The organism is Sphingopyxis sp. BE259, assembly GCF_031457495.1.
GTDB lineage: Bacteria > Pseudomonadota > Alphaproteobacteria > Sphingomonadales > Sphingomonadaceae > Sphingopyxis.
Window position 1 is genome coordinate 3,602,998 of the sequence record NZ_JAVDWM010000001.1, and the last position, 26,081, is coordinate 3,629,078.

General features: G+C 64.2%; 25 protein-coding genes and 1 riboswitch. Of the genes, 16 read left to right on the plus strand and 9 right to left on the minus strand.

Going from position 1 to position 26,081, the window contains the following annotated elements:
- Nucleotides 1–3 precede the first annotated feature (3 nt).
- The 6 genes from J2X44_RS17290 to J2X44_RS17315 all read left to right on the plus strand — a co-directional run bounded on the left by J2X44_RS17290 (nucleotide 4) and on the right by J2X44_RS17315 (nucleotide 7,706).
- Nucleotides 4–1,185 carry a dipeptidase gene (locus tag J2X44_RS17290; protein ID WP_310086903.1) on the plus strand — a complete coding sequence of 394 codons (1,182 nt, stop codon included), beginning with the start codon at nucleotides 4–6 and terminating at the stop codon, nucleotides 1,183–1,185.
- 142 nt (nucleotides 1,186–1,327) lie between these two features.
- A complete protein-coding gene (locus J2X44_RS17295) occupies nucleotides 1,328–2,254 on the plus strand; it encodes a bifunctional riboflavin kinase/FAD synthetase (protein WP_310086904.1) in 927 nt (308 codons plus the stop codon).
- Between the two features lie 176 nt (nucleotides 2,255–2,430).
- On the plus strand, nucleotides 2,431–3,483 hold the full coding sequence (locus J2X44_RS17300; protein ID WP_310086906.1) for a glycerophosphodiester phosphodiesterase family protein: 1,053 nt from the start codon (nucleotides 2,431–2,433) through the stop codon (nucleotides 3,481–3,483).
- 180 nt (nucleotides 3,484–3,663) lie between these two features.
- Nucleotides 3,664–6,744 carry an isoleucine--tRNA ligase gene (gene ileS / locus J2X44_RS17305; RefSeq protein ID WP_310086908.1) on the plus strand — a complete coding sequence of 1,027 codons (3,081 nt, stop codon included), beginning with the start codon at nucleotides 3,664–3,666 and terminating at the stop codon, nucleotides 6,742–6,744.
- Entirely contained in the window at nucleotides 6,741–7,262 is a 522-nt protein-coding gene (gene lspA, locus J2X44_RS17310) for a signal peptidase II (protein ID WP_310086911.1), read from the plus strand. The genes ileS and lspA overlap by 4 nt, the downstream gene beginning before the upstream one ends.
- Nucleotides 7,263–7,286: 24 nt before the next feature.
- On the plus strand, nucleotides 7,287–7,706 hold the full coding sequence (locus J2X44_RS17315) for a DUF3035 domain-containing protein (protein WP_310086913.1): 420 nt from the start codon (nucleotides 7,287–7,289) through the stop codon (nucleotides 7,704–7,706).
- A gap of 57 nt (nucleotides 7,707–7,763) precedes the next feature.
- Here J2X44_RS17315 and J2X44_RS17320 read toward each other — a convergent pair whose 3' ends face one another.
- From J2X44_RS17320 to J2X44_RS17335, 4 genes are read right to left on the minus strand one after another with little or no spacing between them, the layout of a single operon-like run.
- A complete protein-coding gene (locus tag J2X44_RS17320) occupies nucleotides 7,764–8,432 on the minus strand; it encodes a hypothetical protein (protein WP_310086915.1) in 669 nt (222 codons plus the stop codon).
- Nucleotides 8,433–8,462: 30 nt separating this feature from the next.
- Entirely contained in the window at nucleotides 8,463–10,391 is a 1,929-nt protein-coding gene (dxs, locus tag J2X44_RS17325) for a 1-deoxy-D-xylulose-5-phosphate synthase (RefSeq protein ID WP_310086917.1), read from the minus strand.
- 57 nt (nucleotides 10,392–10,448) lie between these two features.
- Nucleotides 10,449–10,961 (minus strand): hypothetical protein, encoded by a 513-nt coding sequence (locus tag J2X44_RS17330; RefSeq protein ID WP_310086919.1) that lies wholly within the window; start codon nucleotides 10,959–10,961, stop codon nucleotides 10,449–10,451.
- Nucleotides 10,948–11,196 carry a hypothetical protein gene (locus J2X44_RS17335; protein WP_310086921.1) on the minus strand — a complete coding sequence of 83 codons (249 nt, stop codon included), beginning with the start codon at nucleotides 11,194–11,196 and terminating at the stop codon, nucleotides 10,948–10,950. The genes J2X44_RS17330 and J2X44_RS17335 overlap by 14 nt, the downstream gene beginning before the upstream one ends.
- 205 nt (nucleotides 11,197–11,401) lie before the next feature.
- Between J2X44_RS17335 and J2X44_RS17340 the strand changes: the two genes are divergently transcribed.
- A complete protein-coding gene (locus J2X44_RS17340; protein ID WP_310086923.1) occupies nucleotides 11,402–12,427 on the plus strand; it encodes a MipA/OmpV family protein in 1,026 nt (341 codons plus the stop codon).
- A gap of 177 nt (nucleotides 12,428–12,604) precedes the next feature.
- On the opposite strand, the gene J2X44_RS17345 is transcribed toward J2X44_RS17340, so the two are convergent.
- Complete coding sequence (locus tag J2X44_RS17345; RefSeq protein WP_310086925.1) at nucleotides 12,605–13,495, minus strand: LysR family transcriptional regulator; 891 nt, start codon at nucleotides 13,493–13,495, stop codon at nucleotides 12,605–12,607.
- Nucleotides 13,496–13,628: 133 nt separating this feature from the next.
- On the opposite strand from J2X44_RS17345, the gene J2X44_RS17350 reads away from it, so the two are divergent.
- Genes J2X44_RS17350 through J2X44_RS17365 form a run of 4 tightly spaced genes read left to right on the plus strand, consistent with a single transcriptional unit; the run spans nucleotide 13,629 to nucleotide 15,536 of the window.
- A complete protein-coding gene (locus tag J2X44_RS17350) occupies nucleotides 13,629–14,255 on the plus strand; it encodes a pyridoxamine 5'-phosphate oxidase family protein (RefSeq protein ID WP_310086928.1) in 627 nt (208 codons plus the stop codon).
- A complete protein-coding gene (locus tag J2X44_RS17355; protein ID WP_310086930.1) occupies nucleotides 14,252–14,863 on the plus strand; it encodes a glutathione S-transferase in 612 nt (203 codons plus the stop codon). Before J2X44_RS17350 ends, J2X44_RS17355 begins: the two co-directional genes overlap by 4 nt.
- The gene (locus J2X44_RS17360) at nucleotides 14,863–15,084 is read left to right on the plus strand and encodes a 4-oxalocrotonate tautomerase family protein (protein WP_310086931.1); all 222 of its coding nucleotides are present in this window, start codon (nucleotides 14,863–14,865) and stop codon (nucleotides 15,082–15,084) included. Before J2X44_RS17355 ends, J2X44_RS17360 begins: the two co-directional genes overlap by 1 nt.
- On the plus strand, nucleotides 15,081–15,536 hold the full coding sequence (locus tag J2X44_RS17365) for a DMT family transporter (RefSeq protein WP_310086933.1): 456 nt from the start codon (nucleotides 15,081–15,083) through the stop codon (nucleotides 15,534–15,536). Before J2X44_RS17360 ends, J2X44_RS17365 begins: the two co-directional genes overlap by 4 nt.
- Here the strand turns inward: J2X44_RS17365 and J2X44_RS17370 are convergent.
- Together J2X44_RS17370 and J2X44_RS17375 are read right to left on the minus strand one after the other, a co-directional pair.
- The gene (locus tag J2X44_RS17370; protein ID WP_310086935.1) at nucleotides 15,533–15,976 is read right to left on the minus strand and encodes a DUF6265 family protein; all 444 of its coding nucleotides are present in this window, start codon (nucleotides 15,974–15,976) and stop codon (nucleotides 15,533–15,535) included. The genes J2X44_RS17365 and J2X44_RS17370 overlap by 4 nt on opposite strands.
- A 68-nt stretch (nucleotides 15,977–16,044) precedes the next feature.
- On the minus strand, nucleotides 16,045–18,351 hold the full coding sequence (locus J2X44_RS17375) for a TonB-dependent receptor (protein ID WP_310086937.1): 2,307 nt from the start codon (nucleotides 18,349–18,351) through the stop codon (nucleotides 16,045–16,047).
- Between the two features lie 204 nt (nucleotides 18,352–18,555).
- Between J2X44_RS17375 and J2X44_RS17380 the strand changes: the two genes are divergently transcribed.
- The 4 genes from J2X44_RS17380 to thiC all read left to right on the plus strand — a co-directional run bounded on the left by J2X44_RS17380 (nucleotide 18,556) and on the right by thiC (nucleotide 23,094).
- Nucleotides 18,556–19,473, plus strand: a complete 918-nt coding sequence (locus J2X44_RS17380) for a DUF4189 domain-containing protein (RefSeq protein ID WP_310249358.1) — start codon at nucleotides 18,556–18,558, stop codon at nucleotides 19,471–19,473.
- Nucleotides 19,474–19,718: 245 nt separating this feature from the next.
- Nucleotides 19,719–20,477 carry an iron-containing redox enzyme family protein gene (locus J2X44_RS17385; protein ID WP_310086941.1) on the plus strand — a complete coding sequence of 253 codons (759 nt, stop codon included), beginning with the start codon at nucleotides 19,719–19,721 and terminating at the stop codon, nucleotides 20,475–20,477.
- Nucleotides 20,478–20,489: 12 nt separating this feature from the next.
- Nucleotides 20,490–20,987, plus strand: coding sequence for a cupin domain-containing protein (locus tag J2X44_RS17390; RefSeq protein ID WP_310086943.1), 498 nt, complete (start codon nucleotides 20,490–20,492; stop codon nucleotides 20,985–20,987).
- Between the two features lie 60 nt (nucleotides 20,988–21,047).
- A riboswitch (TPP riboswitch) is annotated at nucleotides 21,048–21,159 on the plus strand.
- Nucleotides 21,160–21,201: 42 nt separating this feature from the next.
- Nucleotides 21,202–23,094 (plus strand): phosphomethylpyrimidine synthase ThiC, encoded by a 1,893-nt coding sequence (gene thiC / locus J2X44_RS17395; protein WP_310086945.1) that lies wholly within the window; start codon nucleotides 21,202–21,204, stop codon nucleotides 23,092–23,094.
- A gap of 30 nt (nucleotides 23,095–23,124) precedes the next feature.
- Here thiC and J2X44_RS17400 read toward each other — a convergent pair whose 3' ends face one another.
- Nucleotides 23,125–24,903: a hypothetical protein gene (locus tag J2X44_RS17400; protein ID WP_310086947.1), complete on the minus strand. Its 1,779-nt coding sequence runs from the start codon at nucleotides 24,901–24,903 to the stop codon at nucleotides 23,125–23,127.
- Between the two features lie 59 nt (nucleotides 24,904–24,962).
- On the minus strand, nucleotides 24,963–25,589 hold the full coding sequence (locus J2X44_RS17405) for an SOS response-associated peptidase family protein (RefSeq protein ID WP_310086949.1): 627 nt from the start codon (nucleotides 25,587–25,589) through the stop codon (nucleotides 24,963–24,965).
- A 90-nt stretch (nucleotides 25,590–25,679) separates the two neighbouring features.
- Between J2X44_RS17405 and J2X44_RS17410 the strand changes: the two genes are divergently transcribed.
- Nucleotides 25,680–25,988 (plus strand): hypothetical protein, encoded by a 309-nt coding sequence (locus J2X44_RS17410; RefSeq protein ID WP_310086952.1) that lies wholly within the window; start codon nucleotides 25,680–25,682, stop codon nucleotides 25,986–25,988.
- Nucleotides 25,989–26,081 lie beyond the last annotated feature (93 nt).

Here is a 26,081-nt window from a genome sequence, read left to right on the forward strand (position 1 = left end):
CGCATGCGCCGCTGGCTGATCGCACTCCTGCTCATCGTCGCCCTCGCCGCGCTCGCCTTTTTCGCGCTCGCCCCCGGGATTATCGAGCGCGGTACCAACCAGATCGACGACAAGCCGCTCCCCGCAGTCAGCGAACGCGCCAAAGCGCTGCACCGAACGCTGACGATCGTCGATCTGCACAGCGACACATTGCTGTGGAAGCGCGACATTTTGGATCGTGCGGATCGGGGCCATATGGACCTGCCGCGGCTGCAGGACGGCAATGTCGCGCTACAGGTCCTCGCCAGCACGACCAAATCGCCCAAGGGGCAGAATTACGACGCCAACAGCGGCGATACCGACAATATCACCAGCCTGGTGATCGCACAGCTTCAGCCGGTCCGGACGTGGAACTCGCTGCTCGAACGGTCGCTGTGGCATGCCGAAAAGCTGCACCGCGCGGTCGCGGCGTCGGACGGCAAGCTGCGCGCGGTCGCCACCGCCGCCGATCTCGACGCGCTGGTCGCGGCGCGCCAGGGCAAGCCGCTGACCACCGGCGCGCTGCTCAGCATCGAAGGGCTGCACCCGCTCGAAGGCAAACTCACCAATCTCGACAAACTCTACGCCGCGGGCTTCCGCATGGCGGGGCTCACCCATTTCTTCGACAATGATCTCGCCGGGTCGATGCACGGTCTCAAGAAGGGCGGCCTCACCCCGCTCGGGCGGCAGGTCGTCACCGCGATGGAAGCCAAGGGCATGGTCGTCGACATCGCGCATTGCTCGAACGCCTGCGTCGCCGACATATTAAAAATGGCGCGCCGCCCCGTCGTCTCCAGCCATGGCGGGGTGCAGGCGACGTGCAAGGTCAACCGCAACCTCAGCGACGAACAGATCCGCGGCGTCGCGGCGACCGGCGGCCTGATCGGCATCGGTTACTGGGACGCCGCGATCTGCGACACCGCGCCCGCCAGCATCGCCAAGGCGATGAAGCATGTCCGAGACCTCGTCGGCATCCAGCACGTTGCGCTCGGCAGCGATTATGACGGCGCCACCACCGTCCGCTTCGACACCTCGAAACTGGCACAGGTGACGCAGGCGCTGATCGACGCCGGGTTCAGCGACGACGAGATTCGCGCCGCGATGGGCGGCAATGCGGTGCGGGTACTGCGCGCGGGGCTGGTTCCGCTGACGCCGCCCGTGCCGTGACGGTCCCGTCCACATCCGTTCGCCCTGAGGAAGGGCTGACCCTGAGCCTGTCGAAGGGTCAGCCCTGTCTCGAAGAGCCCTTCGAGATGCCGCTTCGACTTCGCTCAGCGGCTCCTCAGGGCGAACGGGTTGAGGTAGGTCGATGATCCGCCTCGACGGCCACGCCCGCATCGCCGACCCGCTGCGCGGCGGCGTCATCGCGCTCGGCAATTTCGACGGCTTTCATGCCGGGCACCAGGCGGTCGTCGGCCGCGCCGTCCGCCATGCGCGCGACGAGGGCCGCCCGGCGATCGTCGCGACCTTTGACCCGCATCCGGTGCGCTTCTTCAAACCCGACGTCCCGCCCTTTCGCCTCACGACACTCGACCAAAGGCAGGAATTGTTCGCCGCGGCGGGCGCCGACGCGATGCTCGTCCTGCCCTTCGACGCCGCGCTCGCGGGAACCTCCGCCGAGGATTTCATCACCGGCCTGCTGCTGACACGCTACGGCGCCGCCGGGGTCGTCACCGGCAGCGACTTCGTGTTCGGCAAGGGCCGCGGCGGCGATGTCGTCACCCTCGCCGACCACGCCCGTCGCCTTGGCTTCTTCACCGAAATGGTCGCCCCGGTCGAGGACGACGCGGTCATCTCGTCCAGCCGCATCCGCGAGGCGCTGCAGGCGGGCGACTGCGCCACCGCGGCGCGCCTGCTCACCCGCCCCTTCACCGTGCGCGGGACGGTCGAGCACGGCGACAAGAATGGCCGCCTGCTCGGCTTTCCCACCGCCAACATCGACATGGGCAACTACCTTCGCCCTGCCTACGGCATCTATGCGGTGACCGGCCGCCTGCCGGATGACCGCGTCCTGAAAGGCGCCGCCAACCTCGGCATCCGCCCCAGCTTCGATCCGCCCAAGGAATTGCTCGAACCGCATTTCTTCGACTTTGCCGAGGATCTGTACGGGCAGGACATCGACGTCGCCTTCCACGCCTTCATCCGGCCCGAGGCGAAATATGACAGCATGGACGCGCTGATGGCGCAGATCGCGAGGGATTGCGACGCGGCGAAATCCTTGCTCGTCGACATCTAAACCCTCTCCCCTTGCGGGAGAGGGCAGTGAGACTTGCGAGCTTGCTCGCTAGTCGCAACGGGTGAGGGGGCAGCGCGCTATCGATATGGCGCCGCCCCCTCACCCAGCTTCGCCTAGGCAGCAGAGCTGCCAAGGCTGCGCAACCCTCTCCCGCAAGGGGAGAGGGATTGGGGGTAATGATGGCCGACGCGAACACCGACTGGGCCACCGCCCTCGAACCCCCACCCAGAAAGCCGCTCCGCCGCGGCACCAAGATCGCGCTCTGGCTGTTCGCCGCGCTCGTCGCCTGGCTGACCCTCAGCAACGCCAGCTTCCTCGCCCCCGCGCCCACCGGCAAAGCCAAACTCATCGCGCACCGCGGCGTCTATCACCTTTATGACAAGCGCGCCGCGGTCGGCCGCGACACCTGCACCGCCATGCACGCCTATCCGCCAGAACATGAGGTGTTCGAAAACACCCCCGAATCGATGCGCTGGGCGGTCGGGCTGGGCGCCAACATGGTCGAGATCGACGTCGCGCCAACCAGAGACGGGCGCATGGTCTTGTTCCACGACTGGACCGTCGACTGCCGCACCGACGGCACCGGCGCCACCCGCGACCTGACGCTGGCGCAATTGCAGGCGCTCGACATCGGCCATGGCTACACCGCCGACGGCGGCAAGACTTTTCCCTTGCGCGGCAAGGGCATCGGCAAGATGCCGACGGTCGAGGACGGCCTCGCCGCGCTCCCCGTCCACCCGATCCTGTTCAACTTCAAATCGAAGAACCCGCGCGAGGCCGACCAGCTGTTCGCGATCATCAAGGCCTCCGGCCGCGACAGCCAGGAACTCGGCGACGCCTTTTACGGCCACCAAGGCCCGGTGAAGCGGATGCGCCAATTGCTCCCCGCCAACTGGTCGTTCGACCTCAAGCGCGAGGCGATGCCGTGCACCAAGGATTATGTCGCCTATGGCTGGACCGGCATCGTCCCCGCCAGCTGCCGGAACGGCGTCCTGGCGATCCCGATCAATTACCAATGGGCGTTCTGGGGCTGGCCCGACCGGCTGATCGCCCGCATGGACAGCGTCGGCGCGCGCGTCATCGTCTTCGGCCCTTATGAACGCGGCAAATCGAACGAAGGCCTGACCACCCCCCAGCAACTCGCCAAAATCCCGGCCAGCTTCAACGGCTATATCTGGGTCGAAGACATTCGCGCAGTCGGCCCGGCGCTGCGGCCGCGGCAGAAATGAAACCGTGCCATCATTTGATCGTCACCCCGGACTTGATCCGGGGTCCATGCTGCGAGGCAGGACTGGACCGCGGATCAAGCCTGTCCTGAGCCTGTCGAAGGGTCCGGCGTGACGAAGCTGGTATTACCCCTCGCCCATATGCTTTGCGCCCACGCAAATCTGCGCTAAGCGCCGCGCACCATGACCGACAGCACGCCCCCCGCCGAGCAGCGCGATTACCGCGACACCGTCTTCCTGCCCAAGACCGACTTCCCGATGAAAGCCGGCCTGCCGCAGAAGGAGCCGCTGATTCTGGCGAAATGGCTGCAGGACAATCTGGAAGGGCAGATTCGCGCCGCCCGCAAGGGCCGCGAGCAGTTCATCCTCCACGACGGCCCGCCCTACGCCAATGGCGACATGCACATCGGCCATGCGCTCAACCATATCCTGAAGGACATGGTCGTCCGCACCCAGACGCTGAAGGGCAAGGACGCGCCCTATGTGCCCGGCTGGGACTGCCACGGCCTGCCGATCGAGTGGAAGGTCGAGGAGCAGTATCGCAAGAAAAAGCTCAACAAGGACGAGGTTCCGGTCGAGGAATTCCGCGCCGAATGCCGCGCCTATGCGCAGCATTGGGTCGACACCCAGCGCGAGCAGCTGAAGCGCCTCGGCATCGGCGGCGACTGGGACCATCCGTACCTCACGATGGATTATGAGGCCGAGGCGACCATCGTCCGCGAACTGCTCAAATTCGCCGCGAACGACATGCTCTATCGCGGCGCCAAGCCGGTGATGTGGTCGCCGGTCGAAAAGACCGCGCTCGCCGAAGCCGAGATCGAATATGAGGATATCGTCTCGACGCAGATCGATGTCGCGTTCGAGATAACGGACTCGCCGATTGAAGAGTTGAAGGGCGCTTACGCTGTTATCTGGACGACCACCCCATGGACGATCCCGGTGAACCAAGCTTTGGCCTATGGACCGAAAATCAACTATTCAATCCTCCCGTTGGACGGTCAGAAGTACATCGTGAACACGATCAACGTCGGCGATTTTCTTAATAGAATCGCAGAAGGCGACCATGAGCGCTTGGACAAGCTGATCTGGCAAACCGTCGATTCCGCGGGTAATTTCAACTGCAAAGAAATTGAGGGCGCCGATCTCGCCGGTACCATCGCCCGCCACCCGATGCACCATCTCGGCGGCTTCTTCGCGCGTCCGCGTCCCTTCCTCGCGGGCGATTTCGTCACCACCGACAGCGGCACCGGGCTCGTCCATATGTCGCCCGACCATGGCGAGGATGATTTCGACCTCTGCAAGGCGAACGGCATCGACCCCGTGTTCGCGGTGGAGGGCGACGGCAAATATCGCGCCGACTGGGGCTGGCTCGGCGGTCAGGGCAGCGTGATCAACCCGAAATTCAACGCCCCCGACGGCCCGATCTGCACCGACCTGCGCGAAGCCGGCGGGCTGCTCGCGGCGTCGGCCGACTACAAACACAGCTACCCGCACAGCTGGCGCTCGAAGGCGAAGGTCATCTATCGCTGCACCCCGCAATGGTTCGTGCCGATGGACCGGGTGATGACCCACATCGAGCCCAAGGCGCCGCGCGAGCAGCGCTGGGAAAGCGAAGGCGGCGCGATCAACCCCGCCGAGGAGGATCTGTGCGCCGCGCCGACCTTGCGGCAGGCCGCGATGCACGCGATCGACCGCACCCGCTTCGTCCCCGAAAAGGGCCGCAACCGCATCGGCAGCATGGTCAAGGATCGCCCCGACTGGGTGCTGTCGCGTCAACGCGCCTGGGGCGTGCCGATCACGCTCTTCGTCGACCGCAAGACCGGCCAATATCTCAACGACCCGATCGTCAACGACCGCATCGTCGCGGCGGTGAAGGCGGGCGGCGTCGACGCATGGAGCGATGCGCGCGCGCAGGAATATCTCGGTGATGCCTACAACGCCGCCGATTACGAGCGCATCGTCGACATTCTCGACGTGTGGTTCGATTCGGGCTGCACCCACGCCTTCGTGCTCGAAAGCGGCCGCTGGCCCGCGCTCGTCCGCCACGACGGCGGCACCCACAGCGCCGACCTCTATCTCGAAGGCAGCGACCAGCATCGCGGCTGGTTCCAGTCGTCCTTGCTCGAATCCAGCGGCACGCGCGGACAGGCGCCGTACAAGGCGGTGCTGACGCACGGCTTCACGATGGATTCCAAGGGCTTCAAGATGTCGAAGTCGCTCGGCAACACGATCAGCCCGATCGACCTGATGCGCGACTATGGCGCCGACATCCTGCGCTTGTGGGCGCTGAGCGTCGACTTCACCGAAGACCATCGCATCGGCAAGGAAATCCTGACCGGGGTCGCCGACCAGTATCGCAAGCTGCGCAATACGTTCCGCTATCTGCTGGGCGCGCTCGAAGGCTTCACCGAAGAAGAGCGCATTGCCGACGTCGCGGCGATGCCCGAACTCGAACGCTATATGCTCTCGCTGCTCGCCGACCTCGATGCCAAAATGGCGCAGGCGGTCGAGGATTTCGACTTCAACAGCTACACCCGCCTGCTGTCGGATTTCTGCAACGAAGACCTGTCGGCCTTCTACTTCGATATCCGCAAGGACAGCCTCTACTGCGACATCGGCCCCGCCGCGCCGCTCGGCACCGACAAGCGCCGCGCGTACCGCACCGTGCTCGACACGCTTTTCCATGCACTGGTGCGCTACGCCGCGCCGGTGTTGGTGTTCACCAGCGAAGAAGTGTGGGGGACGCGCTATCCCGACGAAGGCAGCGTACATCTGCTGGAGTGGCCCAACCTCGACACCCTCCTCCGTCATCCCCGCGAAGGCGGGGATCCCGCTTCTTCCAGCGCGGCCGCAGAGCGGGATTCCCGCCTTCGCGGGAATGACGAGTTGATGGAGCGTTGGACGCAGTTCCGAGCACTCCGGTCACACGTGAACGAGGCCATTGAGCCGCTTCGCCGCGAGAAAATCGTTCGGTCGAGTTTGGAAGCGAAAGTTTATTTGGGTAATTCTGGCCTTGATGAAGACACCGAAGAAACATTCGATCTGGCTGAACTCTTTATTTCGGGCGATGTCGATCTCATGTCGCTCGTCGATAGCGGCGGTGAGACCAATTCCTTTTCGTTTCGCGAATACGGTGATGGTATTATGATAGGAATTGCGCGCACCACCGACCACAAATGCGGCCGCTGCTGGCGCCACCTCCCCGAAGTTACCGAGGACGGCAACTTGTGCAATCGCTGCGAGACGGTATTGAACCCCGCATGACAAGCTCTCGTTCGCCGCACCTGCGTTTCGGCCTGTTGATCGCGGCCTTCGCCTTCATTCTCGATCAGGTGACCAAATGGGTCGTGATCACCCCGCTGTCGCTCGAGGCGAAGCGTGAGATCGAGATTATCGACATCTTCAACCTGACCTGGGCAGAGAATTGCGGCATTTCGCTGTCGATGTTTTCGGACTGCAACGACACCACGCGCTGGACTTTGGTCGCGGTGACCGCGGCGGTCGCCGCCGCGGTCGGCATCTGGATGACCCGCGAAAAGGCGCGCGGCGACGTCATCGCGCTGGCGCTGATTCTGGGCGGGGCGCTCGGCAATATCGTCGATCGTGTCCGCCACGGCTTTGTCGTCGATTTCGCCGACCTGCATTTCGGCGATTTCCGCCCCTTCCTGATCTTCAACGTCGCCGATGCCTGCATCTCGATCGGGGTGCTTTTGCTGGTTGCGCGCGCGCTGCTCTTCGGCGAAAAGGCGGCCAGCACGGGCGGGTCGCCGTCCTCCGACTAAACGGGGCGCATAGGAGTTATTACAGTGAACCGGACCACCGCCATCCTGGCCGCCTCGATTCTGGCCACCACCCTGTCGGCCTGCGGCTCGAACAACCTGTTCAACCGCGACCGCCCCGACGAATTCGCGGTGTCGCGTCAGGCGCCGCTGGTCGTGCCGCCCGACTTCTCGCTGGCCCCGCCAGCCCCCGGCACCGTCCGCCCCGGCGGCGAATCGACCGCGGAGCAGACGCTGCGCGCGCTGTTCGGCGGCCCTTCGGCCCGCAGCCCCAATGAAGCCGCGGTCATCAGCAGCGCCGACGGCGCCCGCGCCGACCCCGGCATCCGCAGCCAGGTCGGCAGCCCCGACACCCAGGTCGTCGACAAGGGCCTGGTCACCCGCGACATCCTGGCCGCCCCCGAAGGCGACGGCCGCGACGCGCAGGCGGCGATTCCGGGGGCCTGAACCCGGCGCACATCACCGACTGGAAAGGCCCGGCTGTCCGGGCCTTTTTCGTGGCGGTCAGCGAAAAATCTGCGACACGACGACAAAAAGCACCAGCGCCTCGACCATCGCGCGCGAGGCATGGCCCGCGGCGCGCCAGTAGCCGCAGCGCAAATGATGGGCGAACCACAGGATCTGCAACGTACCGAACCATAGCAGCGCAAAGACAAGCAGCGCGAAACCGGTCACCTCCCACTCGACCTGCCCCGTTCGCATCAGGATCGACGACGCGCTCACCATCATTGCGAAGGGCGCGGTGACATAGCATTGGCTGTAAAAGGGCGGCTTGAGCGGCCCGCGGTCGAGCTTCACATGCCGCGCCCGCACCATCCGCGCCGCCATGATCAGCGGAAAAATGCTGAAGAACGCGACGCGCACCAATATCAGACTGCTGTCGTCGCTGATGAAGGCGCTCAACCCGGTCTTGCTGGTGATCAACTGGTCCTGCCCGACGAGCGACAGTTCGGCGGCATGCGTCAGCGCGATGGTCAGCAGCAGGAACAGCGGCGGCGACAGCGTATCGCTATATTGCCGCGCCGCCGGATCGCCGAGTTCGCTGTCGGCATAATCCATCATCGTCAGCGGCTTGGTCAACGCGCGCCACAAGGTGACCGGATAAAAGACCAGCCACGACATGATCTCATAGAGCAGCTCGTCGAGCGACTGGATGAGTTTCAGGAAATCCATTGGCCTCGCCCCCGCTGCCAGCGATCCAGACTAAGCCCGCGCGCCCGCTTCCTCGACCCCCGCGCTGTTGTGGCGCAGCGCTTTCAGCACGCAATCGACGATCTGCGGCGCATTCAGCCCCGCGGCGTCATATTGCAGTTCGGGCTTGTCCTGGTCCTGAAACGCATCGGGCAGGCGCAGCGTGCGCAGCTTCAGCCCGGCATCGATCAGCCCCTCGTCGCTCGCCAAGGTCAGCACATGCGCGCCCAGCCCGCCGACGCTGCCTTCCTCGACCGTCACACACACTTCGTGGCTCGCCAGCGTCTTGCGGATCAGTTCTTCGTCGAGCGGCTTGGCGAAACGCAAATCGATGACGCTCGTCGACAGCCCGCGCGCTTCCAGCGTGTCAGCGGCTTTCAACGCCTCGGCCAATCGCGTGCCAAGCGAGAAGATCGCCACCGTCTTGCCGCTGCGCACGACGCGACCCTTGCCGATCTCCAGCTTCACCGGAACCTCGGGCAACGCGACGCCGGTGCCATTGCCGCGCGGATAACGGAAGGCGATCGGCCCCGCGTCATATTCCGCGGCGGTGTAGGTCATATGGACCAGCTCGGCCTCATCGGCCGCCGCCATCACCACCATATTGGGCAGCGTCGCCAGATAGGTGACGTCGAACGAGCCCGCATGGGTCGATCCGTCGGCGCCGACCAGCCCGGCGCGGTCGATCGCGAAACGCACCGGCAGGTTCTGGATCGCTACATCATGGACGACCTGATCATAGGCGCGCTGGAGGAACGTCGAATAGATCGCGCAGAACGGCCGCATCCCCTGCGCCGCCAAGCCCGCCGCGAAGGTCACCGCATGTTGTTCGGCAATCCCGACGTCGAAGCTGCGCGTCGGATGCGCCTTGGCGAATTTGTCGACGCCGGTCCCCGACGGCATCGCCGCGGTGATCGCGACGATGCGCGGGTCGGTGTCGGCCAGCTTCGCCAGCGTCTCGCCAAACACATTCTGATACTGCGGCGGTCCCGGCGGCGCTTTCGCCTGTTCGCCGGTGATGACGTCGAATTTCTGGACGCCATGATATTTGTCGGCGGCCGCCTCGGCGGGGGCATAGCCCTTGCCCTTCATCGTCACCGCATGGATCAGCACCGGGCCATGGTCGCTGTCGCGGACATTTTCCAGGATCGGGATCAGATGGTCGAGGTTATGCCCGTCGATCGGCCCGACATAATAAAAGCCCAGTTCTTCGAACAAGGTGCCGCCCATCGCCATGCCGCGCGCATATTCGTCGGTCTTCTTTGCCGCCTTGTGCAGCGGCTCGGGCAATTTGCGCGCAAAGCGCCGCGCGATTTCGCGCAGCTCGATAAACGGCCGCGACGACACCAGCTTCGCCAGATAGGCCGAGAGTCCTCCAACAGGGGGAGCGATCGACATATCATTGTCGTTGAGGATGACGATCAGCCGGTTGCCCGCCTGCTTCGCATTGTTCATCGCCTCATAGGCCATGCCCGCCGACATCGACCCGTCGCCGATCACCGCGATCGCCCGGCCCGGCTGATTCTTCAGCTTGTTGGCGATCGCAAACCCGAGCGCGGCGCTGATCGAGGTCGAACTGTGCGCGGCGCCGAACGGGTCATATTCGCTCTCGCTGCGCTTGGTGAAGCCCGACAATCCGCCGCCGGTGCGCAAAGTTCGGATGCGGTCGCGGCGCCCGGTGATGATCTTGTGCGGATAGCATTGGTGGCCGACGTCCCACACGATCTTGTCGCGCGGGGTGTCGAACACATAATGCAGCGCGGTGGTCAGCTCGACGACCCCCAGCCCCGACCCCAGATGGCCGCCGGTGGTGCCGACGGCCGAAATCATCTCGGCGCGCAGCTCGTCGGCGAACTGGCGGAGGTCTTCGGGCTTCAGCTTGCGGAGGTCGGCGGGGACATCCACCGTGTCGAGCAGCGGCGTTGACGGACGGTCGGTCATGCCGCCGTCATAATGGTAACCCGCGATACTGTCGAACGAAAAGGCGACGGCGCCGGATCAGCGCGCGCTCGCCGGGTTCCGAATATCGTCGGCCAATTGCCAGCAACCGCCGCTCGGTCGAAAGGTCAACGCGCCGCCCGGCCCGGTCTTTTCGATCAAGGTTCCCGGCCCGTCGCCCTCCCCGGGCGCAAATCGCCCCGGCATCCAATCGACGCGCTGGATGCCGCCGTCGCCGGTGCTGAAATCGACCTGAACATAGACCAGCTGGCGCGGGTCGCCGCCGTTCGCCGCGAACAACCGCTCCGATGCGCGGGTGACATAGCTGTAATCCATCATCACGATCGGGAAATCACGGACCGCCGCCGAGCCATAACGCGCCCGCACAGCCTGGCTGTTGGCAAACGGCCACAAAAAGGCCGGGAAGTCGCCGTTGCGGCAGGCACTCGCGGCTTCATCCAGAAAAAAGCGGTCGCTCTCGCTCAGCGGTTCGGCGGCCATGGCGCCGCCCGGCGCCAGCCCCATGAGCGCCGCCGCCATCGCCCAGCGCATCCGCCCGTCACTCTTGCTCATCGTGTTTCACCTCCTCATCGGTCGCGGCGTTTTTCGCCGCGCCGATCTGGGCATAAAGGCCGCGCACCATCAGGTCTGTGAACACGATCATAACCCCGATCATCCCGATCAGCAGCGCCACCGCGGCGACCGGGAACGGCCCGATGCTATTGATCGCGCCGCGCCGCAGCGCGACGGCGAGCGCCGCCGCGATCGCCATCAGCGCATAACCGATCAGGCGCGGGGTGCGGTTCATCGGCGCGACAGCCAGGCCGGGGCAGGACTGGGGGCGCGCCGCGAGGAACCAACGGCGAAGCGGCGCGATAAGGAGACGGCGAGGGCCGGGTGATGCATGAAAGGCACGATGCGGCCAAAACCATGGTTCGGCAAGACGAAGCCTTTGCAATATCTGGACGATCGCATACACCCCCAGCCAAGAGGGGCAAGAATATAGGATGTTTATGCCCGATTTGACGCCGCTCTTTCGTCTGGTTCGCCGGACCGGCACGCTTCCGCTTTTCGCAACGCTCGCCTTCACGGGCTTCGCTGCCGCCCCGGCGTCGGCCGCCGATGCGCCGCTGCCCGCCGACCTGACCGCGCCCGGCGATGCCGCATCGAGCCTCGAAGCCGATCAGCCCGCGCGCTACGTGCAAGACAGCAGCGACCTCGACGAAAATATCCTGCTCCCCGCGGCGCGCGACGACGATGCAGATGGCGAACGCAAATGGTCGCGCGACTATATCGCGGTCGCTGGCGGCTTGCTCAACTCGCCCGACTACAACGGCTCTGACGATCGCCGCATCCTGCCCGCCTTTTATGTGCGCGGGCGGGTCAGCGGTTATTCCTTTTCGACTCGCGGCACCAATTTCCAGGTCGACCTGATCCGCCATCGCCGCGGACAAAAGACCGATTTCAAGTTCGGCCCGATCATCAGCCTGCGCGCCGACCGCTCCGGCAGTGTCAAGGATCCGCAGGTCGATGCGCTCGGCAAGCGAAAGGCGGCGATCGAGGCGGGCTTTTTCACCGGGGTCACCCACACGGGCGTCATCACCAGCGCCTATGACCAGATCGGCTTTCGCCTCGTCGCGTTAAAGGACATATCGGGCCGCCACGGCAGTTGGGCAGCGTCGCCGACGATCGATTATGGCACCCCGCTGTCGAAACGCGCCTTCATCGGCATATCCGCGTCGGTCAATTTTTACGGCAAGGGTTTTGGCCGCTATTATTACGACATCGATCCGGTCGGCAGCGCCGCGAGCGGCCTGCCCGTCTACACCGGTGCCGGGACCAAGGCGACGGCGGGCAAATATACGCTGGGAATGGCGGGCGCCTATGCGTTGTCGGGCGACCTTCGCAAGGGGTTCGTGATGATCGGCGGCGCCCAATACGGCCGCCTGCTGTCACGCTACGCCGATTCGCCGATCGTGAAGGACGTCGGCAGCGCCGACCAATGGCTGTTCGGCGGCGGGCTGGCGTATCAGTTCTGAGCGGATGCGGGCAAAAGGCGATATTTGTAGCATCGTCATCCTGAACTTGTTTCAGGATCCATGGCCTGCCGTTTCCTTCGGCGCGGCACCAAATTCGAGCTCAGGCCGTGGATGCTGAAACAAGTTCAGCATGACGAAGTTGAAGGTCCGATCCCTACCCCAAAGCCGCCGCCGCCCTCACCCCAACCCCGCAACCCGCGCCCGCGCCTTCATCGCCTCGACAAACGCGCGCGCCGCGGGCAATCCCGCGCGTGACTGTTCGAACAGCAGATGGACTGGTAGCGCCGGCGGCTGGTCGTCCGCCAGCAGCGCGATCAGCCGCCCGGCAGCGAGCGCGTCGGCGAGCTGATAGCTGAGCAGGTTGGCGATCCCCAGGCCCGCCTCCGCCGCCGCCAGCGCCGCATCGACCGTGTTGACGACCAGCCGCGGCCTGGGATCCAGCCGCCAGCGCCCGCTCGCCAGCTGCCAGTCGCTGGTTGCACGCGGCCCCATCGTGCCGATCAGATCATGCCCCGCCAGGTCGTCGACCCCCTGCGGCGCCCCGCGGCGGGCCAGATAGGCGGGGCTGGCGACCAGCATCTGGCGCACCCGGCCGATCCGCACCGCGGTCAATCCCGAATCGGCGAGCGCGCCGATCCGTACCGCAACGTCGATCCCCTCCTCGACGATCCGGACGTTGCGGTCGATCAGCATCATCCGCACCACCAGCTCGTCATGCTGCGCCATCAGCGCACCGACCACCGGCAGCACATGCAGCCGCCCAAACATCACCGGCGCGGTCACATACAGTTGTCCACGCGGCGCGGCCGTCGCCCCGCGCAGTTCGCGCTCGGCCCCCGCCAGATCGGCCAGGATGCGCCGCGCCTGGTCCAGAAACGCCGCGCCTTCGTCGGTCAGCGCGACCGCGCGGGTCGAGCGGTGGAACAGCAGCGTCCCCAGCCGCGCCTCCAGCGCCGCGATGCCGCGCGTCACCGCTGGCGGCGAGCTGTTCAGCTTGCGCGCCGCCGCCGCAAAGCCCCCCTCGCTCGCCACCGCGACGAACATTTCCAGGGTCAGCAGGCGGTCCATCGATTATTCCATTTGTCGGAACAGAATAGTTCCAATTTCACCGATTATCACATGAACCGCAACAAACTATCTCTCCGTGTGCGAACAAGGGCATGTCCCCTCTGCCTTTGTTCGCCCCTTACGGAGGCGCGGCATGGCCCAAAACTACCGGCACACCCTGTTCAGCGACGCCGTCAAGACGTTGCAGGAACGCCACGGCTCGCGCGCTTCCTATCTGAAAATGGACGCTGGCGCCGACGGCACGCCCGATGCGCTGACCGCCAAGGAGCTGGACTATATCGCGCTGCGCGACAGTTTCTACATGGCCAGCGTCACCGCGGACGGCTGGCCCTATATGCAGCACCGCGGCGGCCCCGCGGGTTTCCTCCGCCATATCGCGGGCAACCGCATCGGTTTCGCCGACTATCGCGGTAACAAGCAATACATCAGCACCGCGAACCTCGCCGGCGACGACCGCGTCTCGCTGTTCCTGATGGATTATCCGAACCGGGACCGGCTGAAGCTGGTCTGCCATGCACACAGTATCGAGCTCGCCGACGATCCGGCGCTCGTCGCCTCGCTGATGCCCGCGGGGTATCGCGCCATCCCCGAACGCGCCTTTGTCATCGATGTGATCGGGTGGGAGTGGAATTGCTCGCAGCATATCACCCCGCGCTTCACCGAAGCCGAAATTTCCGCCGCGATCAAACCGATGGCGGCTGAACTCAATCAGCTGCGCGCCGAACTTGCGGCGCTGCGCGCAAACGGAGACGAACGATGATCCATCTCTATGGCACCCCGCGGTCGGGCAACACCCACAAGGTCCGCATGGCGCTGACCTTTCTGGGCCTGCCATGGGACGAGCTAGCGACCGACGCCGCGGCGCGGCAATCAGACGCTTTTCGCGCCCTGACCCCGATGGCGCAAATCCCCTTCCTCATCGATGGCGAGGTCCGGCTGCGCGACAGTCAGGCGATCCTCGCCTATCTCGCGGCGCGCCACCGCCCCGGCGAATGGGACGGCCGGACTCCGCGGGAACGCGGTGAAATCACGCTGTGGCTGTCGCACGCCGCCAACGAGATCGCCAACGGCCCGGCCACATTGCGCCTCGCGCGCCAGTTCGGCGCTTCCATCGCCGAGGATCAGGCGCAGGCGATCACCGTACGCTTTCTGCCCGTCATCGAGGCGCATCTTTCCGACCGTCGCTGGCTCGTCGGCGACCGGCTGACCATCGCCGATCTGGCCGTCAGCCCCTATCTGGCGCTGATGGCAGAGGCCGACATCGACCTTGCCGACTGGCCGGCAATCGGCGAATGGACACGGCGGATCGCGGCACGTCCCGGCTTTCCCGCCATGCCGGGCTGGCCCGCCGCCGAAGGAGCCGAATGATGCCCTATGTGAACATCAAGATTACCCGCGAAGGCGCGACGCCCGACCAAAAGGCCGAACTGATCGCGGGGGTCACCGACCTGCTCCAACGCATCCTCGGCAAAAATCCCGCGACCACGGTGGTGACGATCGACGAGGTCGACTTGGACAATTGGGGCATCGGCGGGCTGCCCGTCACCGAATTTCGCGCGGCGCAGGCGGCAAAGGCACCGCCGCAATGACCACCAGCAACGCCCCGGCCTTTGCCGTCATCATGCTGCTGACCGGCATCGGTATCCCGGTCCTCGCCGCGCTCAACGGCGGGCTCGGCGGGCGGCTGGGCAGTCCGCTCGCGGCATCGACGATCCTGTTCGGCCTCGCCTTTCTGATCGCCGCGACCGGCGCGCTGGCGACGGGGTCGCTCGGCCAGATCCGCTTTTCATCCGACGTCCCGTTCCATTTCTACTTCGGCGGGCTGTTCGTTGCGTTCTACGTGATCTCCGTGACCTTCATCGCCCCCAAATTCGGGGTCGGCAACGCGATCTTCTTCGTCCTTGTCGGCCAGCTCGCCAGCGCCGCGGTGATCGACCATTTCGCGCTGTTCGGATCGATGCGCTTCCCGGTCGATGCCAAGCGCCTCGCGGGCATCGCGCTGATGGTCGCGGGGGTGTATCTGGCGCGGCGGACGGGTTAGCGACGCCGGTAGACCCAGCGCATCGGCTTTGTCCCGTCGATCAGCGAAATCGTCGCGGTCAGCGTTTCGCCGGTGCGGACATAGGCGATACGCTGCGGATAATCATGCGCCGCATTTTCGAACGTCGCACGCGCAGTGTCCCGTCGCACCAGCCGAAACACCACTGGCGCCCCGCCCTGCGGCTGCGCCATATAGGCGAGCGCCCCGTCGGTGCCACGCACGATCCGCAGAAATTCGAAGTCGCGTAAAACATCGCCGCGCCCCGATCGGCTGTGCCCCAGCATCACCCCGCCGCGCGGCGCCGTCCAGCTTTCCTCGGTCCACCGCCCGTCCGCCTCGCTGACCCATTGCCCCGCCAGCCATCCCAGGTCCTGGACGTTCGCCGCCGGACTTGCCGCCATCAGCAGCGCACCCAGCCCCGCCGCAAGCCATGCCTTCATCGGTGCCCTCCATGGTGACGCGACGACAGTCGGCGTCGCGCCACCATGATAGCGCAGCGACGCCGCGCCTAAAAGCGCCCGACGACCTGCACCCCATAGAGCCGCGGTTCGGCGGGGATGAAGGTCGGGATGCCGAATGCGCCGCCGGTATTGCCGGCGTCGAGCAGATAATCCTCGTCGGTCGCGTTGCGGACGAAGCCGGCGATCTCGAACCGGTCGTCGGCAAAGCTCACCCCGGCGCGCGCGTTGACCAGCGTCACCGCATCCTGGCTGATCGCTTCGCGGTTCGGCACCTCGAAAAATATCTTGCTGCGATAGGTCACCGTCGGGGTCGCGAACAGCCGCATCCCGCCGCCCAGATCGGCGTTGATCGTGAACCCAGCCGCGGCCTGCCATTCGGGCTGGAGGCGGAAACGGTCGCCCGCGAACACGCCGTTCGCCGCCTTGTCGTCGATACCGCCGTCGATATAGCCGACATTGCCGAACAGCCGGAACCAGTCGCTCACCGCAAAGCTCGCCTCGGCCTCGACCCCCAGGTTGCTCGCGGTCCCCGCGCTCTGGGTGATCGTCGTGCCATTGGGCTGGGTCACCGACACCTGGAAATTGTCATAGGTCTGGTAATAGACCCCCAGCGAGCCCGAAAAGCCGCCGCGCGCTGCCTTCAGCCCGACCTCGTAATTCCACACATTTTCCTCGGCAATCTGGCTGATGTTCGGCACCGGCCCCGCCGCCGTGCTGCGCGCGCCCAGATTGACGGTCGGCGACCGGCGCCCCTTCGACACGGTGGCGAACGCATTGAAGCCGCTCCCGAACCGATACAGGATGTTGAAGCGCGGCAGGAAGGCCTGGAAACTGTCCTCGCTGTAATAGGTCTGGCCGCCCGTATCGACCTGTCCCGGGATCAGCGACGCGCCGCCGCTGATGACCGACCGCGGCACCACGGCGAAAAAGCCCGAGCGACGCTTTTCGATCAGCGCCCGCACCCCGGCGGTCACCTCCAGCGCCTCGGTGGCGATCCAGGTGCCGTCGGCGAACACCGAATAGCTCTGGTTCTTGCCGATATTGCCAAAGGTCGAGCTGTACGGGATGGTCGTTGCCAATCCGGTCGTCAAAATCCCCGTCGCCGCCGCCGCCGCGACGCTGCCGTCGGGCGCGATACACGGCAGGTTCGGGATCAGCCGCGCCGCGCATTGCAGGAAAATGCCTTCCTCGCTGGAGAAGGGCACGATCTGCGAGCCATCCTCGACAAAGCCGTTCCAGCCGAACGAGCCGCGAAACGCATCGCTCTTGTACGAAAAGCGCGTCTCGTGGTTATACTGCCACCCCTTGGCATCCTCGGCGAATTCCAGATACCAGGCGGCGCTGCCGTCGGCGTCGAACACCTCCAGCGAATCGAAATCGCGATAGCTGTTGATCATCGTGATCGTCCAATCGTCGGCGACCTGCCAGTCCAGCGTCAGATTGGCGTCGTAAACGTCGCGGCGCAGCCCCAGCTTGGCGAGCCCCAGCACGCTTTCGGACAAGGGCGAGCCGCCCAGCGCCGCATCGCCGAACGGGTTCGCCGGCCCCGACGCGGTCGGATAGGTGCCCGAGATAAAGGGCGTGCCGCTGTGCCGCTGGCGGTCATAGGTCAGGATCAGGTCGGCGGTGAAATTTTCGGTCGGGGTCAGCCGCAGCGATCCGCGCACCCCCAGCTGGTCCTGCGCATAGAGATCCTCCTGGCCCGCCGCCAGGTTGCGGACATAACCGTCGCGCTGTTTCCATTCGGCGGCGACGCGCCCGGCAATCTTGTCCGACCCCAGGTTGATGAAGCCGCCCAGCGTGATCGCGTCGAAATTGCCGTAACTCGCGTTCACTTCGCCCGCAAAGCCGGGTTTGGGCCGCGCCGAAATGATGCTGATCGCGCCGACCGCCGATGCGGTGCCGAACAGCGTCGCCTGCGGCCCCTTGATCACCTCGATCCGGTCGACGTCGTAAATCGCCTGATACGACCCGCGCGAACGCGAAATGTCGGTGCCGTTGTAATACAGCGTGACGCGCGCCGCCTGCTGCGCCGAACCGCTGTCCGACGTGATGCCGCGGATGACGACGCCCGGATTGTTGGCGCTCTGTTCCTGGATGTTGAGCCCGGGGACATAGTTCGACAGTTCGTCGAGGTCGCTGATGCCCAGATTGCGCAGCTGCACGCCACTGGTCGCCGAAATGGTGATCGGCACGTCGATCGACCGTTGCTCAATCTTTTGCGCGGTGACGACGATGTCACCGCCCGATGCCGCACGATCGTCGGCGGTAGGCGCCGCATCGGCCTGCGCGAGCGCGGGGGTGGCGGTGGCGGCGAGCAGCAACAGGGTGAACGCACGAACGGAGCGAGCCATGGGAGAGACCTTTTTGTTTTGAGTTTTGTTCGGAAACGAAACGGCGGACGTCGCTCGCCCTTTGCCGCCCCGCGGCGTCGTTTCCGTGTCGGCGCAGCGACAGGATGATGACAGGTCCGCGCCCGATTGTGACAGCGCGGCGCCGACGCCAGGCACCTGCACCAGTACATCAACAGGTTGTGTGATCCGCCAAGCCGCTGATAAATGACCCCTATGATCTCGCGTCTTGCTCTCGGCTTGCTGGCCGCTCTCGCCTTTGCGCTTTTGGCGCTGCCGCAACCGGCCCACGCCGCCTTCCCATGCCCCGGCGGCCCCGCTCCCGGCCAGGTCCAGGTCGGCGTGTCGGGGGGCAGCCACGGCGTCGCCGCGGTGCCGATGTGCGAAAACACCGGTGGTGGCGGCGACGATGGCGGCGGTGGCGGGGTCTATTACATCTATGGCTCGATCGCCTGGCATCCCGACGCCGACGATGTCTGGATGGTGGGCAATTACGACGCGCCCTATGCCGCCGAGCGCGAGGCGCTGGCGGCTTGCAACTCCGCAATGGGCGGCGGTTGCAGCTCGATCGGCGAATGGCATAATTCGTCGATGGCGATCATTCGCGACCGCAATGGCGTGCTGTGGAACGCCTGGACCGGCAATGGCGGCGCGGCGCGCAAACGGACGCTGGCCGAATGCAGCGCCAAACAGCATGTCCCGTGTCAGGTGCTCGCGACCTTCTCGTCGGGCAAGCGCCGCCACGCGCCGAACCTTGCCACCGCGCGCAAGCTCTACGCCGTTGGCGCGTGGGTCGAGGGGACCGAGGGGTTCGACAGCCGCCTCTACATCGCCAGCGGCCAGCGCGATGCCAGGGCCGCCGAGCGCCTCGCGCTCGACGCCTGCACCAAGGCGACGAAGCAGCGCTGCGCGATCCTTGCCTTTGTCGGCAACGGGACGATCCAGACCTATCGCCTCGGCGCCAGCGACCAGAGCGCCACCGTCGAAGCCAATGCCAAACGCGCCGCACAGGCCGCACAGGCCAATTGCAAGAAGCGCAAACAGCCCTGCACCCTCCAGCGCGCCTATGACAGCCGCACCCCCGGCGAATTCGTCCACGACTTCATGGCGACAGCGCCAAAATAGCCGCAATACCCTGCCCAGGCCGCCGACCCCGGCGGCTCCCGATCCCGCCTCGGCCCGCTCCCGGCGGCCGCGCTTTGGCGCGCGCCAACGGCAGCCAGCGACGCCGGGATCGATATAATGACCCGGGTCTCTGGGCCGGTTTTCATCACCGCATAGTCAGAGATATAGACGCAATCCTCCGGGGCATAAGAAAATAAAAATAACGTATAAAATAGAATTTCCCCCAAAATCACTCAGGAGGTCATGTGACTGTTTCCATAAAGGATTTGATCGAAGAATCATTGAACCACCGCGCCGTAAATCACCCTTATCTTGCCGCGTTAGATACCAATGACCTGCCCGATAGCGATTGGGCGCTGCGCGATTTTGCAGAACATTATTACGGCTATTCGCTGCATTTCCCGCGCTATCTGACCACGGTGATTTCCAAACTCGAAATTCCCGCACATCGCCACAGCCTGCTCCAGAATCTGACCGAGGAATCGGGCATTTACGACGATGAGGAATATGCCGAACTGGCGGCGGTCGGGGTCGAGCGCGAATGGATCGAGGGCATCCCGCATCCGCAATTGTTCCGCCGCTTTCGCGAAGCGACCGGCATCACCGCCCCCTATGTCGCAGAGGATGACGCGATCGAGCTGGTGTGCTGGCGCGAATCCTTTCTGACCACGTTGACCCATGGCTCGGCCGCCGAGGCCTTGGGCGCGCTCGGCCTTGGTACTGAAAATATCGTCAGCACCATCTACATCCCGTTCGTCAACGCGCTCGCCCGCACCGATCTGCACCCGCGCGACACGGTGTTCTTTCCGCTGCATACGGCGGTCGACGACCATCACCAGGAAGCGCTGGAGGAGATCTCGCTGGCCTTTGCCGCCACCCCGGCGGGCAAGGGCGACCTGCGCCGCGGGATGATCAAGGCGCTGTCGCTGCGCTCGTCCTTTTGGGATTGGCTCTACGAACGCGCGCTGGCCCGCGCCGAGCGTCCCGCCATGGCGATGGCTTAGGGGAGCCGGGGGATGAACGCCGACCTGCTGGCCCTCATCGACAATATCGAAGCGCGCCAACCGCTCGCCGCCGACGCCCCGGTCGGCGCGTTTCATGCCGACCCTGGGACCAGCCACCGTCAGATTTATCGCAACCGCAACGCCAAGCTCGGCATCGATTTCGCCGTCGATGTCCTCGACTTTCCGGGGACTCAGGCGTTCGATGCGCGGGTGGTGCGGATCGCGGCGGGGTGCAACAACGAACTCCACAAGCATGCGCATGAATCGTTGTTCTACGTGATCAGCGGCAGCGCCGAGGTGCGGATCGGCGACGCGGCGTTGACGCTGAACTCCGGCGGCCTCGCCTTTGTCCCGCGCTGGGTGTTCCACCAGTCGAAAAACCTGTCGCAAACCGACGAACTGGTGATCCTGGCGATCACCGATTTCGGGCTGACCCGGGCGGTGCTGGGCGATTATGACAAGCGCACCCGGCTCGCGGTGGGCGGCGTCGATGCGCTGGATCATCGATGACCGCGATCTGATCGGCGGCGCGCGCGCCGATGGACAGCGCGCGCGCCGCCGCCTATAGTCCGCCCATCCCCGGGGAGCCGCGCGCGTGATCGCCGGTTGAGAGCGGAATACACCGCGACCCGTTGAACCTGATCCGGATAATACCGGCGGAGGGAGGGTTGGCGTTCCTAAGCCGGAATCCCATTCTCGCTCCGACATAATGGAGCGACTGCACATGGCCGACATCGATTCCCGCCTCGACAAAGCGCAAGCCCAGCCCATCGGCGTCACCACCGGGCCGATTCGGGGCAGCCGCAAGATCCATGTCGCGACGCAGACCGGCAGCGGCATCCGCGTCGCAATGCGCGAGATCGACCTCGACCCGCATTCGGGCGAGCCCCCCGTCCGCGTCTATGATACCAGCGGTCCTTATACGGACGCCAATGCCACCATCGACATCAACGCCGGCCTCGCCGAACTCCGCCGCGACTGGATCGTCGGCCGCGGCGACGTGCAGGAAGTCGCCCAGCGCGAGGTCCGCCCCGAGGATAACGGCCAGCTCGGCCCCGACCGCAGCGGCGGAGTCCCCGCCTTCCCCAACGTCAAGAAGCAGGTCCTGCGCGCCAAGCCGGGCCAGAACGTCAGCCAGATGCACTATGCCCGCCGCGGCATCATCACCCCCGAGATGGAATATGTCGCCGAGCGCGAAAACCTCGGCCGCGCCCGCCTGTCCGAATATAAGCGCGACGGCGAAAGCTTCGGCGCCAGCATCCCCGATTATGTCACCCCCGAATTCGTCCGCGACGAGGTCGCGCGCGGCCGCGCGATCATCCCCAGCAACATCAACCACCCCGAATCCGAGCCGATGGCGATCGGCCGCAACTTCCTCGTCAAGATCAACGCCAATATCGGCAACAGCGCGGTCGCCAGCGACGTCGCGGCCGAGGTCGACAAGATGGTCTGGTCGATCCGCTGGGGCGCCGACACCGTCATGGACCTGTCGACCGGGCGTAACATCCACGACACCCGCGAATGGATCATCCGCAACTCGCCGGTCCCGATCGGCACCGTCCCCATCTATCAGGCGCTGGAGAAAGTCGGCGGCGTCGCCGAGGATCTGACCTGGGAAATCTTTGCCGACACGCTGATCGAACAGGCCGAACAGGGCGTCGATTATTTCACCATCCACGCGGGCGTCCGCCTGCCCTACGTCCCCCTCGCGGCGAAGCGCATGACCGGCATCGTTTCGCGCGGCGGCAGCATCATGGCGAAATGGTGCCTCGCGCATCACAAGGAAAGCTTCCTCTACGAACGCTTCGACGAGATTACCGAGATCATGAAGGCCTATGACGTCGCCTACAGCCTTGGCGACGGCCTCCGCCCCGGCAGCATCTATGACGCGAACGACGAGGCGCAGTTCGCCGAGCTCTACACGCTTGGCGAGCTCACCAAGCGCGCCTGGGCACAGGACGTCCAGGTGATGATCGAGGGGCCGGGCCACGTCCCGATGCACAAGATCAAGGAGAATATGGAAAAGCAGCTGGAGGCCTGCGGCGAGGCGCCCTTCTACACATTGGGGCCGCTCACCACCGACATCGCGCCGGGCTACGACCATATCACCAGCGGCATCGGCGCCGCGCAGATCGGCTGGTACGGCACCGCGATGCTTTGCTACGTCACGCCCAAGGAACATCTGGGCCTGCCCGACCGCGACGATGTGAAGGTCGGCGTCGTCACCTACAAGCTCGCCGCCCACGCCGCCGACCTTGCCAAGGGCCACCCCGCCGCACAGGTCCGCGACGACGCGCTATCGAAAGCCCGCTTCGAATTCCGCTGGCGCGACCAGTTCAACCTGTCGCTCGACCCCGACACCGCAGAACAGTACCACGACCAGACGCTCCCCGCGGAAGGCGCCAAGACCGCGCATTTCTGCAGCATGTGCGGCCCGAAATTCTGCTCGATGAAGATCAGCCAGGAAGTGCGCGAGTTTGCCCGCTTGCAAAATCAGGACGCCGAAGGCTTCATCGCCGTCGAGGAGGCGGAGAAGGGCATGGCGGAAATGAGCCAAGTCTATGAGGACACCGGGCGCGAGTTGTATATGGGAGCTGGTGGAAGGGAGCATGACTAACGCGCATTCCTCCCTAATTTGAGTGGGAGCTTAGTCACCATCAGAGGATATTAAGCGATGCAGGCCTGCGAGCGCCTGCATCGTCCTCATTAGCATTTGTAGGCCTTGCTCAATCGGTTCTAGCGTCCTGTCTATACCGGCCAACTTGAAAGCCTCCTCCAATTCCGACGAGGGCAGGTGAGCGTCGGCGCCTCGTAGCTCATATATTCCAACCAGTCTGGTTAGAGATCTACGGGCGAGGTCATCAGAAACTAATGTGGACAACACGCGCTCTAAAGATTTGATTGAACCGGTCCCCCCACCGCCTTTCGGCGGAGGGGCAATTTTTTGTAGTTCGGAGCTATCAATCGCTTCGACGATAAGGCGGGAAATATCCTTTGCGAGGGCGAAAACGCCATGCTGATCCAGCGCCCTAAATCGATGGATGGACGCCAAAATACTGGCGCGAGACTCATGCTTGCGAAACAAATGAACGCCAAAGCGAGCGGCGAATTTTTCGTCTATGTCCTGCAATGCTTCGGCCAGATGCGCTTCAGGCGCCATAGTCCCGGCGGGGCGCGACTTCATTTGCGCGTCAAGCAACTCTTTGGAAACGCCTCCTTCAGGCGAGACATTGAATCCTTGCCAGATGCGCCGCTGCCATTCCGGCAACCGCGCGATGTCGTATGCATAAACGGTTACCAAGCCGATCCGGTTTATACCGAAATGCACTCGATAGCCTGACGAAAGCTCCAAACCAGCGGTATCTAACGTGTACCAAGCCAGTTTCACTCCTCGACGCGAAACCATATCCGGGATCACGTCCGGCCTGAACCAAAGGTATTTCCCGATATCTTCATTGTTCAAATCATCTGCGGCTTGTGTCTCGCCGGAAGCAGAGACGATGAACGCTACGCTAGACGCGACCTTATCACGTCGGATGCGCGGACTTTTCTCGGCAGGTTCGATCCATTCTTCCGCCCAGATTTCGCCTTCCACCCGATATACAGTCGCTCCTCCCCGTGAAAATGTATGAGACGAATAGTCAGTATTGTCTTCTGCCTCATCGCCGAAGACAGGCACGTCTGCATCCGGGTCAACGTCGGTACGCCAAACATGAAACACCGCAGTTTGGGAACCGATCCTATCTCCCGAACCTTCATGAATAGGGAAATTTCGCCCCACCCATCGGAAGTTTGGGCGTTCTTCGGTCACCTCTTCAGACGTGATATCAAACCGGCGGGTGTCCTCAACGATCGCATCTCGATCGCGATACCACACTAGCCGCAAAGCCATTTTTCGTGCTGCCAAGTAGTCCCGAAGATGGTCCGCTCTTGCTTCAAGGCGCCGGGGAGAACCCTCTTCGTCTCTTATAAGACGAACTACTTCGACGTATCCTTCTTCCGGTCGAACCCAAATATCACCCTCTCGTAACAGTCCCAATGCGATGACAAAATCTTGATGTAAATGCCATTCAGCCAGATGATCCAAACCAAAGCTTTGAGGTAATACCAATTCTATGCCGGTGGTATAATCGGAAGGCCAATCATCCCAATACTCATCCGCCGCCTTATACGCCTTCTCATCAGCACAGCTGTTAATCACGTGTATTAGCCCAATGTCCATCCAGCCGAGCTTCTCTCCTTCCTCGCGGTGAGCCAGATGGACGGCCAAACTTGCACAGCAAAATGACTCGCGCAGGTATCCAAGATCGCCATACTTGCCGACCGAGAGAATATCCTCGGACGCACGGAGTGGTATCCAAACGGAGTCAGCAACTTTTCGGCCTTTTAGATCGGGATATCGAAACCAATTATCGGGAATTGCCATAGTGTTTTCCAAGTTTTTCGGGAATTACGGTACAGTTTCGTTAACGCCCAAACCCACACCTACTCCACCACCATCAGCTGCGACGGAAACGGCACCGCCAGCGCCGCCGCCGCCTCGGCATCGCCGTCCAGCCATGTCGCATAATCATCCTCGGCCAGGATCACCGGCATCGCCTTGGGGTGCAGCAGCGCGACCAGCGGGTTGGGGGCGCAGGTCAGAAACGCATAGGCGTCGCCGACCGCGGTCGGGCGCCACAGCCCCGCGAACGCCGCGACCTCGCGGTCGGCGACGCGGAACCAATGCTCGTCCTTCGTCCCCTTGCCGTCCGGCCCCAATTTCGGTTCGGCAAAGCGGCTGAATGGCACCAGGCACCGCTGCGCCGGGCGTTTCAGCATATTGGCCCAGAACGGGCTGGCCAGGTTGCGGACGTTGGTGACATATTTGGTCACCGTCGTCCCCGGCCGCTTGCCGGGCAGGGTCAGCGGCACCCCCCACACCATCTCGCCCGCGACGCGCGTGCCGTCGACCGTCCGCACCACCTCGCCCATCCGCCGCGGCCACACGTCGATCCGCGTCTCCGAAAAGGGCGGGTCATAAACATGCGGGTCGATCCCGATATATTGCCGCCACGTCGGGATCGCTTCGGGGTGATTCTGATAATGGTTGCACATGACGCGCGGCATCATGCCCGAAACCCAAGCATTGCCAATCCCCCAACGCCCGGCATATCCGCCGCACAAAGCATGATGGCCGTTTTCCACCAAATCGCCATTTCGTTGAAAACGACGGCCCGGTTTTCAACGAACAGTGAAAACGGCAAGTCGCGCACCGCTGGCCGAGGCACGGGCGTTCCAGAGGGCGCTGGTCAATCATCTGCTGCACGAAAAGGCGCCGATCATGGACGGCACCACCCCGAACCGCACATCACGATCAACTATCGCGGCGACCGGCTGGGTTCGCAGACCTTCGGCGCGCTGAAATTGCCGCCGATCGGCTGGACGGTCGACGAGATCATCCTGACTGAAAGCATCGTCGGCAAGACCACCCATGTCGAACATGGCCGCTGGCTGCTTGGCGGAACATAACAGCCCGGTCCTATTTCGCACATCGGGGGCCCAAAACCCCTTTCCTACAACCTACCCATATGCTTCACTCTTTCTGACGCTGCGGCAGCGACC

Bases quoted from the DNA above. Each gene is read 5' to 3' on its own strand.
- J2X44_RS17300 (WP_310086906.1), top strand. From the start codon at position 2,431: ATGATGGCCGACGCGAACACCGACTGGGCCACCGCCCTCGAACCCCCA.
- J2X44_RS17380 (WP_310249358.1), top strand. From the start codon at position 18,556: ATGACCCCTATGATCTCGCGTCTTGCTCTCGGCTTGCTGGCCGCTCTC.
- J2X44_RS17350 (WP_310086928.1), top strand. From the start codon at position 13,629: ATGGCCCAAAACTACCGGCACACCCTGTTCAGCGACGCCGTCAAGACG.
- dxs (WP_310086917.1), bottom strand. From the start codon at position 10,391: ATGACCGACCGTCCGTCAACGCCGCTGCTCGACACGGTGGATGTCCCC.
- J2X44_RS17370 (WP_310086935.1), bottom strand. From the start codon at position 15,976: ATGAAGGCATGGCTTGCGGCGGGGCTGGGTGCGCTGCTGATGGCGGCA.
- J2X44_RS17375 (WP_310086937.1), bottom strand. From the start codon at position 18,351: ATGGCTCGCTCCGTTCGTGCGTTCACCCTGTTGCTGCTCGCCGCCACC.
- J2X44_RS17365 (WP_310086933.1), top strand. From the start codon at position 15,081: ATGACCACCAGCAACGCCCCGGCCTTTGCCGTCATCATGCTGCTGACC.
- ileS (WP_310086908.1), top strand. From the start codon at position 3,664: ATGACCGACAGCACGCCCCCCGCCGAGCAGCGCGATTACCGCGACACC.
- J2X44_RS17330 (WP_310086919.1), bottom strand. From the start codon at position 10,961: ATGAGCAAGAGTGACGGGCGGATGCGCTGGGCGATGGCGGCGGCGCTC.
- lspA (WP_310086911.1), top strand. From the start codon at position 6,741: ATGACAAGCTCTCGTTCGCCGCACCTGCGTTTCGGCCTGTTGATCGCG.
- J2X44_RS17400 (WP_310086947.1), bottom strand. From the start codon at position 24,903: ATGGCAATTCCCGATAATTGGTTTCGATATCCCGATCTAAAAGGCCGA.
- J2X44_RS17405 (WP_310086949.1), bottom strand. From the start codon at position 25,589: ATGATGCCGCGCGTCATGTGCAACCATTATCAGAATCACCCCGAAGCG.
- J2X44_RS17340 (WP_310086923.1), top strand. From the start codon at position 11,402: ATGCCCGATTTGACGCCGCTCTTTCGTCTGGTTCGCCGGACCGGCACG.
- thiC (WP_310086945.1), top strand. From the start codon at position 21,202: ATGGCCGACATCGATTCCCGCCTCGACAAAGCGCAAGCCCAGCCCATC.
- J2X44_RS17355 (WP_310086930.1), top strand. From the start codon at position 14,252: ATGATCCATCTCTATGGCACCCCGCGGTCGGGCAACACCCACAAGGTC.
- J2X44_RS17320 (WP_310086915.1), bottom strand. From the start codon at position 8,432: ATGGATTTCCTGAAACTCATCCAGTCGCTCGACGAGCTGCTCTATGAG.
- J2X44_RS17390 (WP_310086943.1), top strand. From the start codon at position 20,490: ATGAACGCCGACCTGCTGGCCCTCATCGACAATATCGAAGCGCGCCAA.
- J2X44_RS17335 (WP_310086921.1), bottom strand. From the start codon at position 11,196: ATGAACCGCACCCCGCGCCTGATCGGTTATGCGCTGATGGCGATCGCG.
- J2X44_RS17290 (WP_310086903.1), top strand. From the start codon at position 4: ATGCGCCGCTGGCTGATCGCACTCCTGCTCATCGTCGCCCTCGCCGCG.
- J2X44_RS17345 (WP_310086925.1), bottom strand. From the start codon at position 13,495: ATGGACCGCCTGCTGACCCTGGAAATGTTCGTCGCGGTGGCGAGCGAG.
- J2X44_RS17360 (WP_310086931.1), top strand. From the start codon at position 14,863: ATGCCCTATGTGAACATCAAGATTACCCGCGAAGGCGCGACGCCCGAC.
- J2X44_RS17295 (WP_310086904.1), top strand. From the start codon at position 1,328: ATGATCCGCCTCGACGGCCACGCCCGCATCGCCGACCCGCTGCGCGGC.